The sequence below is a fragment of the Bacteroides sp. BFG-606 genome, assembly GCF_024788145.1.
GTDB classification, from domain to species: domain Bacteria; phylum Bacteroidota; class Bacteroidia; order Bacteroidales; family Bacteroidaceae; genus Bacteroides; species Bacteroides vicugnae.
The window spans coordinates 5,268,960-5,281,144 of sequence record NZ_JANUIL010000001.1; the positions used below are offsets into that span (position 1 = coordinate 5,268,960).

At 41.4% G+C, this 12,185-nt stretch carries 11 protein-coding genes and 1 pseudogene; 6 read left to right on the forward strand and 6 right to left on the reverse strand.

Translation table 11 applies throughout. The features are described from left to right. Positions 1-227: 227 nt before the first annotated feature. Together NXV01_RS20280 and NXV01_RS20285 are read left to right on the forward strand one after the other, a co-directional pair. Positions 228-1,292, forward strand: a complete 1,065-nt coding sequence (locus NXV01_RS20280; protein WP_004308063.1) for a LacI family DNA-binding transcriptional regulator — start codon at positions 228-230, stop codon at positions 1,290-1,292. Between the two features lie 30 nt (positions 1,293-1,322). After that, complete coding sequence (locus NXV01_RS20285; protein ID WP_148367613.1) at positions 1,323-2,813, forward strand: UxaA family hydrolase; 1,491 nt, start codon at positions 1,323-1,325, stop codon at positions 2,811-2,813. A gap of 116 nt (positions 2,814-2,929) precedes the next feature. Here NXV01_RS20285 and NXV01_RS20290 read toward each other — a convergent pair whose 3' ends face one another. The 4 genes and pseudogenes from NXV01_RS20290 to NXV01_RS20305 all read right to left on the reverse strand — a co-directional run bounded on the left by NXV01_RS20290 (position 2,930) and on the right by NXV01_RS20305 (position 7,355). Further along, positions 2,930-4,534, reverse strand: coding sequence for an MFS transporter (locus tag NXV01_RS20290; RefSeq protein WP_259023137.1), 1,605 nt, complete (start codon positions 4,532-4,534; stop codon positions 2,930-2,932). Continuing rightward, positions 4,531-5,600 (reverse strand): annotated as a pseudogene (locus NXV01_RS20295) (HlyD family secretion protein). The gene NXV01_RS20290 and the pseudogene NXV01_RS20295 overlap by 4 nt, the downstream one beginning before the upstream one ends. 14 nt (positions 5,601-5,614) lie before the next feature. After that, entirely contained in the window at positions 5,615-6,934 is a 1,320-nt protein-coding gene (locus NXV01_RS20300; protein ID WP_259023138.1) for a TolC family protein, read from the reverse strand. Then, complete coding sequence (locus tag NXV01_RS20305) at positions 6,915-7,355, reverse strand: MarR family winged helix-turn-helix transcriptional regulator (RefSeq protein ID WP_148367610.1); 441 nt, start codon at positions 7,353-7,355, stop codon at positions 6,915-6,917. The genes NXV01_RS20300 and NXV01_RS20305 overlap by 20 nt, the downstream gene beginning before the upstream one ends. Positions 7,356-7,608: 253 nt before the next feature. Between NXV01_RS20305 and NXV01_RS20310 the strand changes: the two genes are divergently transcribed. Genes NXV01_RS20310 through creD form a run of 3 tightly spaced genes read left to right on the forward strand, consistent with a single transcriptional unit; the run spans position 7,609 to position 9,884 of the window. Next, entirely contained in the window at positions 7,609-8,208 is a 600-nt protein-coding gene (locus NXV01_RS20310) for a hypothetical protein (RefSeq protein WP_259023139.1), read from the forward strand. Further along, positions 8,209-8,505: a transcriptional regulator gene (locus NXV01_RS20315; RefSeq protein WP_148367609.1), complete on the forward strand. Its 297-nt coding sequence runs from the start codon at positions 8,209-8,211 to the stop codon at positions 8,503-8,505. 26 nt (positions 8,506-8,531) lie between these two features. Further along, complete coding sequence (gene creD / locus NXV01_RS20320; RefSeq protein ID WP_148367608.1) at positions 8,532-9,884, forward strand: cell envelope integrity protein CreD; 1,353 nt, start codon at positions 8,532-8,534, stop codon at positions 9,882-9,884. 453 nt (positions 9,885-10,337) lie between these two features. Here creD and NXV01_RS20325 read toward each other — a convergent pair whose 3' ends face one another. Both NXV01_RS20325 and NXV01_RS20330 read right to left on the reverse strand, forming a co-directional pair. Then, positions 10,338-10,781, reverse strand: a complete 444-nt coding sequence (locus NXV01_RS20325) for a GNAT family N-acetyltransferase (protein WP_148367607.1) — start codon at positions 10,779-10,781, stop codon at positions 10,338-10,340. Between the two features lie 49 nt (positions 10,782-10,830). Next, positions 10,831-11,187 carry a helix-turn-helix domain-containing protein gene (locus NXV01_RS20330; RefSeq protein ID WP_148367606.1) on the reverse strand — a complete coding sequence of 119 codons (357 nt, stop codon included), beginning with the start codon at positions 11,185-11,187 and terminating at the stop codon, positions 10,831-10,833. A gap of 166 nt (positions 11,188-11,353) precedes the next feature. Between NXV01_RS20330 and NXV01_RS20335 the strand changes: the two genes are divergently transcribed. Beyond that, positions 11,354-11,881 (forward strand): DJ-1/PfpI family protein, encoded by a 528-nt coding sequence (locus tag NXV01_RS20335; RefSeq protein ID WP_195649945.1) that lies wholly within the window; start codon positions 11,354-11,356, stop codon positions 11,879-11,881. Positions 11,882-12,185: the final 304 nt, after the last annotated feature.

The following is a 12,185-nucleotide window of genomic DNA, read 5'->3' on the forward strand; positions in this document are numbered from 1 at the left end:
TTAATATTATGAACTTTCAATTTATCATTTCAGCCCTATTTTAGGGGTTAACACACTGACTACATGAGCATTAATCTATAAAACAACCAACATCGCATACCTTTCGTGTGCGGGCACAAAGATACAACAATTTTCGTAATTACAAAAATTGTTATATATTTGTATCGAAAATATTAAGATTATTATTGTGTGCGAGCACAAAAACCTATATAAATAAAGGTTATCGTATGAATAAATTGCCCGAAAGGATCAGAATCAAAGACATCGCCCGTCTAGCAGATGTATCAGTGGGAACAGTAGACCGCGTTATTCACGGACGTAGTGGAGTATCAGAGGCCAGTAAAAAACGCGTAGAAGAAATTCTGAAGCAGCTTGACTACCAGCCCAATATGTACGCCAGCGCTCTGGCTTCCAACAAGAAATATACGTTTATCTGCCTTCTGCCGGAACATCTGGAAGGCGAATACTGGACGGCTGTAGAAATCGGTATTCACGAAGCGATTGCAACCTATTCGGATTTCAATACTTCGGTGAAAATCAACTATTACGATCCATACGATTATCATTCATTCGTCAACGCCAGCGAAGCCATCCTGGCCCTGCAGCCGGACGGAGTGATGGTAGCTCCTACCGCTCCGCAATATACGAAAGGATTCACCGATCAGTTGCAGGCACTAGATATACCTTATATATATATAGACTCCAACATTAAAGAGGTTCCTCCCCTCGCCTTCTTTGGTCAGAATTCACGTCAAAGCGGATATTTCGCTGCTCGAATGATGATGTTACTGGCACGGGAGGAAAAGGAAATTGTGATTTTCCGTAAAATACATGAAGGAATTGTAGGATCCAATCAGCAGGAGAACAGAGAAATCGGTTTTAGGCAGTACATGAAAGAACATCATCCGTCTTGTACTATACTGGAACTTGACTTGCATGCCGAACGCAACGACGAGGACAACGAGATGCTGGACGAATTCTTCCGTACCTATCCGATGGTTAAGAATGGAATCACTTTCAACTCTAAAGCCTACATCGTTGGCGAGTACCTGCAAAGCCGTGGAAAGAAAGACTTCAATCTGATAGGATATGACCTTCTGGAACGGAATGTCACCTGCCTGAAAGAAGGAAGTATCTCCTTCCTCATCGCCCAGCAGCCGGAACTGCAAGGAGCCAATGGCATCAAAGCTCTATGCGATCATCTTATTTTCAAGAAAGAAGTGACTCGTATCAACTATATGCCCATTGATCTGTTAACAGTAGAGACAATAGACTATTACCATAGCAAATAACAACAAAGTACAACTTTACAAGTACATTACATGGAAACAAAGTATTTAAGAATTAATCCTGCCGACAACGTTGCCGTTGCCATTGTTAACCTCCCGGCAGGAGAGCATCTTTCTATAGATGGCATTGAGATTACATTGAACGAGGATATTCCTGCCGGACATAAATTCGCACTAAAGAATTTTGCGGAAGGTGAAAATGTAATTAAGTACGGTTACCCGATCGGACATGCACGAATGGCAAAGAAACAGGGGGACTGGATGAACGAAACGAACATCAAAACCAACCTCGCCGGATTGTTGGACTACACGTACAACCCGATTCAGGTTTCTTTGGATATTCCTCATAAAGATCTTACTTTCAAAGGTTACCGTCGCAAAAACGGTGATGTAGGTGTAAGAAACGAGATATGGATTATCCCGACTGTAGGTTGCGTAAACGGTATCATCGGACAACTGGCCGAGGGACTGCGTCGCGAAACCGAAGGTAAGGGAGTGGATGCCATTGTCGCTTTCCCACACAACTACGGTTGCTCGCAACTTGGTGACGACCATGAGAATACGAAAAAGATTCTTCGTGACATGGTGCTTCATCCCAATGCAGGCGCTGTATTGGTAGTAGGCTTGGGATGTGAGAATAACCAGCCGGATGTATTCCGTGAATTCCTGGGCGAATTTGATGAAGACCGCGTCAAATTCATGGTTACCCAAAAGGTAGGCGACGAATATGAAGAAGGAATGGAAATCCTGCGTGATTTGTATGCAAAAGCCTCTAAAGACGAACGTACCGATGTACCTTTGTCCGAACTTCGTGTGGGATTGAAATGCGGTGGTTCTGACGGTTTCTCCGGCATTACGGCCAACCCATTGTTGGGTATGTTCTCCGATTTCCTGATTGCACAGGGAGGCACAAGCGTATTGACTGAAGTTCCGGAAATGTTCGGCGCAGAAACGATCCTGATGAACCGTTGTAAAAACGAAGAACTGTTTGAACAGACTGTCCATCTGATTAATGACTTCAAAGAATACTTCCTGTCACACGGAGAGCCTGTAGGTGAAAATCCCTCTCCGGGCAACAAAGCCGGTGGTATCTCTACTCTGGAAGAAAAAGCACTGGGATGTACCCAAAAATGTGGAAAGAGTTATGTATCCGGCGTAATGCCTTACGGCGAACGTTTACAGAAAAAAGGACTCAACCTGCTTTCTGCTCCGGGCAATGACCTGGTTGCAGCCACTACTCTTGCAGCAAGTGGATGCCACATGGTACTTTTCACCACCGGACGCGGTACTCCTTTCGGCACTTTTGTTCCGACCATGAAGATTTCCACCAATTCAACCTTGGCTAAAAACAAACCGGGATGGATTGACTTCAACGCCGGTGTGATCGTAGAAAACGAACCGATGGAAAAGACTTGTGAACGCTTCATTGACTATATCATCAAAGTGGCAAGCGGTGAATTCGTAAACAACGAGAAGAAAGGCTATCGCGAAATTGCTATCTTTAAAACAGGGGTAACCTTGTAAACAGGTCGCTATCTGATACAACAAATATATCGAAGATAAAAGATACATTGTTAAAACAATAGAGTTGCTATCCCGTTCAACTTATCATTGAGTGAAGGATAGCAACTCTTTTTTTGTTATACCATATCATCACCTGTTTTCTTAAACGTAACGCGGATTGTTTTATGGAAAGGAATAAAACGGGAAATCACAGCTATGACAACAGATATCACCAACAGATAACCCAGAATCTCTTTCAGTGCCAGCAACAGGCTTTGTTGTTGTAGCGTATTATATAAGGAGTTGGTTGCCAACTGCGCAGCCTCATCATACGGATGCCCCTGTGTCATCGCATTGTTCAGCGACTGGCTATAGCGTGCTGACGACAATGGATCAGCAGCAGTTATAGTCTCCGACAACGAATACATATATTTTTGTTGCAGCCGGTACAGTACATTACTATAAAAAGAAGTTGCCATGATAGGTGCCAACACGGAACGGAAAATAATCAGGAAGAAAGCATTCGACAACAAGTATTTCGGATTCAAGTCTTCCACGGCAAACAGGGCAAAAGCAATAATCAAAGTCAACATACCCAAACCGCGAAAGAAGATAGGCAGGTAGAGCATCTCATACGTACTATCCGGAGAAATGCCAAAATACAAAATGGCAAAGAAAATCACAAAGCAACTCATTCCTCCCGCTATCAGAAAACGAAAACGCCACCGTTGCCAGCGAAACCACCAAAAACAGATAAAGGCACCGACTACATATCCCGGAAGCAAATAAATATAAAGAGAATAGGTATGCGTAGTATCTACTTTCAGAATAACAGTCAGATAGTTAGTCAGCAAAGTGGTCGATGTACTGAAAAACATCACGAGCATCATATAAAAATAACCCACAATCGCTTTGGGCTGGAATAAAGGAGCCAGACTTACATAAGGATTCTCCGAATGGCTCTGATACCAGATGAACAGTGCAATCAGCATAGGTGCTATTACAATATAAATACATATCTTGCCGGAAGCCATCCAATCGAGCACTTTGCCATAATTGATAACGTACATCAACATCAATAACCCGGCTGAAATAACAAACATCTCACGGATATGCAGATCAGACCATGCGACAGCTTTGTTGGGGCGGTTGTGCCGGAAACAGATGATAACAAACAGAATGGAAATCAAGATCAATACCATCATAAAGTAGTACATATACTTCCAGTTATAATGATACGCCAGTAAAGCCGTTACCAGCATCGAAACTTGTCCCCCACCGTAAACCAACGGATAAAAATAAGAATAGAACTCGCTACGCACATTCTTCGGACTGAAAATCTTCTGGGCATAACGAATAAACCACAACATGAGAAACCCTTTCAGGAAACCGACAGCAAAACTACAGACAATCAAAATATCCGCGTTTTGCGTACGTGCACAAACCCAACTCAAGAAGAATTGCAGTACTAAATCAATCAATAACAGAGATTTCACGGAAAAGGCTGCCAACACCTTAGGAATAATCGGGTATGCGATAGCCATACCCGCTGAAGCAGCGTAATACCCCATCGTAATATCTTCCGAATTAGTACCCAGCGTGTTCGACACTTCCAACATACTGCCTGTATACGAGCCATTGAGCATAGTGACCGGAAGAATCACGATGAAAATGCTGATAAGCCCAAGCCAATCGGGCACCCATTGACGAACAGGTGCCTCCAATTCCTTCATGGTAATCATTTGCGTAAAGCTTCTGTTTCCACATCATCCCGGCTCTCAACTGTGCCATTTCTTCCGGAGAAACATCTTCCAAGTCGATACGCACAGGAATTCGCTGCTGCACCTTTACAAAATTGCCGGCCGAATTATCTGTAGGAACCAAGGAATATTTAGACCCGGTTGCCTCGGAAATCGCAGTGACTTCCCCGTGAAAAATCTTTCCGGGCACTGCGTCTACTTTAATACGCACCTGCTGGCCAATATGAATATTAGCAATCTGCGTTTCTTTATAATTAGCGGTAATCCACTTATCCTTGTTGCGCACCAGATAAGAAATAGTCTGTCCGGTCTGCACATATTGACCGGATTCAAGCGTACGCCTGCCCATATATCCATCATAAGGAGCAGTGAGAACCGTATAAGACAGATTCAGCTTAGCCAAATCCAGGTCTGCTTCTTTACGCAAAATGGCAGCCTCTGTGCCGGTTGTTTTCTTACTTGTCTCCGCATATTGTGATAATGCCGCCTGTCTCTGTGCAACCAATGCCTGATAACGTGCCTTTGCTGCCTCATAAGCAGCTTTCGCTTGCTCATACTGCTGTTCCGGAACAGATTCTTCTTTCAACAAACGTTCAAAACGATGATAATCCTGTTCCAATTGCCAGAGTTTCGCTTTTGCTTCAGCAATGTTGGCATCCTGCACGGCAATATTCGTATGGGAAGTTTCAATACCCGAATGAAGTACATCCTGCGAGCCATGTGCATCCAACAATGCAGCTTCCGCTTCCTTTACCTTAATCTGATATTCACGATTGTCAAGCACCAGCAGAGTATCTCCCTGATGGACATATTGATGTTCCTTAAAACGAACCTCCTTGATATAACCCGAAGCCCGGACATTCAAAGGAGCTACATATTGATCTACAAAAGCATCATTAGTCACTTCGTAATTCACATAACGCCAGAAGTAATTAGCAGTCCACCAAAGTCCGGAGACAGCCAAACAGACACATACTAAATTTAAAACGATATTACGAACTCTTACTTGTTTCAGTTTCCTCTGTTTTTCTTTCCATTCAATTGCCATATCTGTTCTGTTTATTAAAGACGTCCACTAGCCTTCTGAAGTTGATAATAAGTATAAATCACACGAGTGCGTGCAGTGACCAGCTGCAATTCCACATTCAAACGGACGGAATTCGCATCAAGCAAATCAGTCAGGATAGCCAGTTGATTCAGATAACGATTCTGCATAATACGGTAATTCTCTTCCGCTTGCCGGACAGACAGTTTTAGAGCCTCTACCCTCTGCAATGCTTCCCTGTGGCGTAAAAATGCAGAGCGTACATCCATGCGGATTCCCTGCATTTTCTGTTCTTCTTCATTCTTCCGCAAAGACACCATCAGTTTGCTCTCTTTTACTTTATGATTGTTCTTGTACAGTGAGGATAAAGGATAGGAAACCGATACGCCCACATTCCAGTTATTGTTATACATATCCGCCAATGTACGTGAAACAGGACGTGCCAATGTATTCGATGCATATAGTGACACACTGGGAAGAGAAAAGGATTGGGCAGAACGGATTTCATTCCTTGCCAATTCTGTCTGTGCGCGAAGCAGTCTCATCGCCGGATCATTCTCATACGCCTGAACAATATAGTCATCATAGGACTGCAAAGCAACTGCCTGATAGAGAATGGTTGTATCCGGTTGTAATAACAAGTTCTCATCCTGCCCCAACAAGATATTGAGTTGCTGCGATACAAGCGCAATGCTATTTTCCACTTCCTCCAAAGACAGGCGGTCATTAGTCAACTGCATTTCGCTCCGTAATACATCATTATTGGTTATCAGCCCCTCTTTTTTCATCCGTCGGATATCGCGTAACCGGAGTTCCGACTCCTCAATATTCCGCATCAATATTTCATGCTGCTTGAATAGACTAAACAGGTTCATATACTGATTGAGTAACCGTAACTTTATTTCTGCCTCATCAGTTAACGTTTGTAGTTCGGCAACTTGTTTTTCTATATCCGCCTTATGAATAGCACTTCGGATTTTACCACCCTGATAGAGAGGCTGTGCCAGATCAATCGCATAATTTTGTGACCAGTCCGGTGCTTCCGGATATGAAGGATCGGATAATCCCCGTTCCCAAACAACAGGCTGCCCTACAAATCCCCCTTTCAGCCCGATCTGCAGTTCCGGTAACTGCGCAGACCGTGCGGTCCGTATCCGCTCCTGCGCCATGGATTCTTTCATTACATCCGCCTGAAGTTGCAGACTATGCCGTACTCCCCGTTCAAAAAGCTGATCGATAGTGAGAAACAAAGAATCTGTTTGTGCATTTATGGATTGAGTAGCCAAAAACAGGCAAGATAAAACAGCCCCATACTTCTTATACATTTTCAAGTACATCGTATACACTCTTTAATTCAGACAACATAGTCTCAATGCTTTCTATACCAATAATCTTTTCTGCGTATACATAGACCTGATCGAGAATCGGACGAATCTGTTCTTTAAATTCTTCCCCTTCGGGGGTCAGGAACACCAGTTTATTACGACGGTCGGCAGGATCTTCTCTCCGGTAAACATACCCTTTCTTTTCCAGATTATTCATCAAATTGGTGAGACATGCCTTATCTTTTGCTATGCGTTCCGCCAATATCTGCTGACTAATTCCCTGCTCATGCCATAAGCTACTCAATACCTGAAGCATCTCAAACGTAATACCCGCATTATTTTTTCTCAATGTCCGTTGCATAGACCGGCGGAAAGCCATACGGGTACGAACAATCTGCAACATGAGTTCTCTAAACTCTGCTCCTTCTCTCATTTTCTATACTCTTTTTACTTGTTTCGTTTCGGCGGCAAAGTTAGGTATTTCCCCTGAATTAGTCAAACGTTTGACTAATTTCATTTTCAAACTATTTTTATATAATTCCCGATTATCCGTTCATTTATCTATTAAACAACTATATATTAACGTTTTATCATACCATTCAAATCTTTATCATCAAAATATTCAGGCAAAAAGTTTGTTCATCTGAAATCTTTTATTTTACTTTGCATCACAAAGTACTTTTTATATGAATAAAGATAAAGCATTAGAATCGGTAAATGAGATAAAAGAGTTGATGGAAAAGTCCTCCAAGTTTATCTCTCTCAGTGGTCTCGCTGCAATCATGGCGGGCATTTACGCATTAGCTGGCGCATACATCGCCACACAAGTTATTACACCGGGCACACATTTAATTGTTGCTCTCGAACTGATGGCTATCATAGCCTCGCTCGTATTGGTAGCAGCTGCGGTCACCGCCTGCATCCTGTCCTATTATAAAGCCAAGAAGACAGGACAGAAATTTTTCAGCCGCCTCACTTACCGGACATTGTGGAACTTTTCTCTTCCGATGCTGACCGGAGGTGTTTTATGTATTTCCATCATAATGCATGAGTATTATGACATCCTGGCCTCCGTCATGCTTTTATTTTACGGACTGGCACTGGTCAACGTATCCAAGTTTACTTACTCCAGCATCGTATGGTTAGGATATGCTTTCATTTGCCTGGGCGTCGCAGATTGTTTTTGGGAAGGTCATTCACTGCTGTTCTGGACCATCGGTTTCGGAGGTTTCCATATTCTTTATGGCATATTGTTCTATTTACACTACGAAAGAAAGAGATCATAAATGATAGAAGCATTCCAATATATTAATAAAGCATTCGAAAGCAAGGTCCGGCTCGGTATCATGGCTGTTCTGATGGTAAATGAGGAAGCTGACTTCAATTTTCTGAAAGAGCAGCTCTCTCTGACAGACGGCAATCTTGCCAGCCACACTCGTGCCCTGGAAGAACTGGGATATATCGTATGCAACAAAAGTTTTGTCGGACGAAAGCCACGAACTGTTTTTCAAGCAACCCCGCAAGGCAGAGAAGCTTTCAAATCTCATATTGAAGCCTTAGAGAAATTTCTAAAATCAAAATAAATAATTCATCAAAACACTACTGACTTATGGACGGTTTCAATGAAAATTCAAATGAGCAACAGGCGCAGCAACCTATGGGATGTCTCCACCGTTTCTCCAAAACAATCAAGGTTGTCATCATCGGATTATTAATTCTTCTCCTGATGATACCGATGTTCATGATTGAAAATCTTATTTCCGAACGGGGACGAACCCAGGAAGAAGCTATCGACGAGGTAAGTGAAAAATGGAGTCTGGCACAGACCATTACAGGCCCCTACCTGAATCTCCAGTATCCGGTCGTCACTGAAAATAAGGACGAGAAGAAGGTTTCTATGAAAGACCTGATACTTTTTCCCGACGAGCTTATGGTCAGCGGGCAACTAAAGACTGAAATTCTGAAAAGAAGTATCTACGAGGTCAATGTATATCAATCGGAACTGACACTGAAAGGCTCATTCAGTTCGGAAGAACTGCAGAAGAGCAGAATAGATATGGAACAGTTGCAATTTGACAGGGCGGCTATTTGTCTGAATCTGACCGATATGCGGGGTATCAGCGAACAAATCAGCATCACTCTGGGAGATTCTGTTTATATATTCGAACCGGGTATGGACAACAGAGGAATAGATAACACCGGAGTTCATGCGATCGCAAACTTATCGGAGTTGAAACAGAATAAAAAACTGCCTTATGAAATAAAAATCAAACTGAAAGGTTCGCAGTCACTCAACTTTATTCCATTGGGTAAAACAACCCGTGTAGATCTGAAAGCCAACTGGAATACGCCTAGCTTCACCGGTAACTATCTGCCCAATAACCGCAACATTACGGAGAAAGAATTCTCCGCACAATGGCAGGTTTTAAATTTGAACCGGAATTACTCACAGGTGATGGTTGACTACAACCACTCGAACATCAAGGACATTGAGAACTCCAGTTTCGGTGTTAACTTCAAAATCCCGGTGGAACAGTATCAACAGTCCATGCGTTCTGCAAAATATGCAATCCTGATTATCTTACTGACTTTCGGAGTGATTTTCTTCACCGAAATTATGAATAAGACCCGTATTCATGCCTTGCAGTATTTATTGGTAGGACTGGCACTCTGTCTATTTTACAGTTTGCTCCTCTCCTTCTCCGAACACATCGGATTCAACCCTGCCTATTTATTATCTTCTGCACTGACCATCACACTGGTAGGCGGATATATGTTCGGAATCACCAGAAAAAAGAAACCGTCATTAATCATGTCCGGATTGTTGGCTATACTCTATATTTATATATTTGTTCTTATTCAGCTAGAGACTTTCGCATTATTGGCAGGCAGCTTAGGACTGTTTATTATACTGGCAATAGTGATGTATTTCTCAAAGAAAATAGACTGGTTCAATGAATAACCGGCTTTTCTTCAGAAACACTTGACAAACGGTTTTTTATTTTGTATCTTTGAGAAAACAGAATCTATAAACGACATGAATATAATAAGAAAAATAGATACATAACAAGCTTTCAAGCTGATCTAATTTAGGATTAGCAAAGATATATCATAGGGCAATGATTTGACGATCATTGCCCTATTTTGTTTATATTTATACACTTTTCTTTTTGTATAATCTTCCCAAACGCCCAAAATAGTTTTTAATAAACTCTGATACCGTTTATAATAAACTACCCAAAAGTTTATTATAAACAGAAATTGCGTTTATTAAGAATGTCTTCTTCGAATGTAAAAATAGAGAAATGCACTTTCATACAATCAAAGGATATAAATAGCCTGTTTGCTCATGCAGTAACATAAACGAACAAAACTCTTTATTTCATCCAAATGATTGAGTTTCCATCACTACACGCTAAAAAGTTTTCTTCAAATAAATCATATCCACCAGTTGCTCGCCATCCTCATAGATCAGATGGTCATAGTTGTCAGTAAAAAAATTCTTTATCCGGTGAGAAACAGTGAAACCACAGTGTTCATAGAAAGATCTGGAAGAAGGCACATCGCCTGTACCCACCAACATTTCAGAACACTTTCCCCGATAATATTCAAATAAGAATTCGATTAAACGTTTTCCGTACCCCTGCCGTTGAAAGAAAGGAACGGTAGCAATATTCTTGATTTCATAAATACCTTCCCCTTCACGAGTCACTACACAAAGAGCTTTCAATCCGTTATCATAAAGAACAAACATATCGCCGCGCTCCAAATACCGGTCAATCATACTTTCTTGTTCATCAGCCAGAAGTAATAAATCGAGGAATTCTTTTTTATCCGAAGCTACTAACTTTATCTCCATATTTTAAAATATTGAATTCTACCTTATTCATTTCTACCATTGTCATTTATTAATGCTGCTGATTCATTTGCCTATGATCCAAAATGGTATCCATATTCTCCAAGGCCCATCCTACCAGCCCTTCAATATGAGGGATCAAAGTGCCACCCGTATCTGTCAGGCAATACTCCACACGGGGAGGCACTTCGGCGTACACTTTCCGTTCCACCAATCCGTCTGATTCTAAAGTACGTAGGGTAACGGTCAACATTCTTTGAGAAACATCTTCTATCGTTTTATGAATATCACTAAAACGCATCGTGCCATTGGCATTCAACGTAATAAGTACCAGCATCGACCACTTGTCTCCCAAGCGGCTAAGCACATCTCTTACCGGACAATTTCCTGTCGGATGAAAGTTTTTCATTCTTTAACGTTTTGTATTTTATTGAAATTCAGCAATAGTTACCTTCATGTAACTTCCTTATTTTCAAGTACGTTCTTGCATTTTTCAAACAAGAAAGATACATTTGCATCACAAAAGTAATAAACTTACTAATAATAACTATTGTTTCATTTAAATAATTATGATTATGGCAAAGAAAGTTGCAGTTTTAGCAGTGAATCCGGTAAATGGTTGTGGACTATTCCAATATTTGGAAGCATTTTTCGAAAATGGTATTTCATATAAAGTATTTGCCGTATCGGATACGAAGGATATTAAAACAAATTCGGGAATCAGCCTGACAGTAGATGACGTGATCGCTAATTTGAAAGGACACGAAGATGAATTCGATGCACTCGTTTTCTCATGTGGCGATGCAGTGCCTGTATTTCAGCAGAATGCCGATAAGCCCTATAATGTAGATTTGATGCAAGTCATTAAAACTTTCGGAGATAAAGGGAAAATGATGATCGGACATTGCGCCGGCGCAATGATGTTTGACTTTACAGGTATAACCAAAGGGAAAAAACTAGCAGTTCACCCATTAGCCAAACCAGCCATTCAAAACGGAACAGCTACTGATGAGAAATCAGAGATAGATGGTAACTTTTTCACTGCTCAAGATGAAAACACCATTTGGACAATGATGCCGCAGGTAATCGAAGCACTAAAATAATGTTCGCAGCGCAGATATGAAACAATAAATATAAACATTATTATATCAATCTACGCATCTAAAGATGAAAAAGCACGTTCCTTTAAAAGGAATGGGGTGTTTCTCGGTGTGCAACGGGTCGTTCCTTTAAAAGGAACGACCCGTTGGTTTTAAAGGAAAAACGCACATTTATTACGCATTAATAATCAATCACTTACAGATTCGAAAAATTCAAATACCGACTAACTTCCCCCAACAGCGTTTAATTCAACAAATCCGTACAAGTTCACCTATTTATTTCTTAAAAGATCGTTGTTAGTTAACT

Coding starts and splice junctions, on each gene's coding strand:
- NXV01_RS20280 (WP_004308063.1), top strand. CDS start 228: ATGAATAAATTGCCCGAAAGGATCAGAATCAAAGACATCGCCCGTCTA.
- NXV01_RS20285 (WP_148367613.1), top strand. CDS start 1,323: ATGGAAACAAAGTATTTAAGAATTAATCCTGCCGACAACGTTGCCGTT.
- NXV01_RS20290 (WP_259023137.1), bottom strand. CDS start 4,534: ATGATTACCATGAAGGAATTGGAGGCACCTGTTCGTCAATGGGTGCCC.
- NXV01_RS20300 (WP_259023138.1), bottom strand. CDS start 6,934: ATGTACTTGAAAATGTATAAGAAGTATGGGGCTGTTTTATCTTGCCTG.
- NXV01_RS20305 (WP_148367610.1), bottom strand. CDS start 7,355: ATGAGAGAAGGAGCAGAGTTTAGAGAACTCATGTTGCAGATTGTTCGT.
- NXV01_RS20310 (WP_259023139.1), top strand. CDS start 7,609: ATGAATAAAGATAAAGCATTAGAATCGGTAAATGAGATAAAAGAGTTG.
- NXV01_RS20315 (WP_148367609.1), top strand. CDS start 8,209: ATGATAGAAGCATTCCAATATATTAATAAAGCATTCGAAAGCAAGGTC.
- creD (WP_148367608.1), top strand. CDS start 8,532: ATGGACGGTTTCAATGAAAATTCAAATGAGCAACAGGCGCAGCAACCT.
- NXV01_RS20325 (WP_148367607.1), bottom strand. CDS start 10,781: ATGGAGATAAAGTTAGTAGCTTCGGATAAAAAAGAATTCCTCGATTTA.
- NXV01_RS20330 (WP_148367606.1), bottom strand. CDS start 11,187: ATGAAAAACTTTCATCCGACAGGAAATTGTCCGGTAAGAGATGTGCTT.
- NXV01_RS20335 (WP_195649945.1), top strand. CDS start 11,354: ATGGCAAAGAAAGTTGCAGTTTTAGCAGTGAATCCGGTAAATGGTTGT.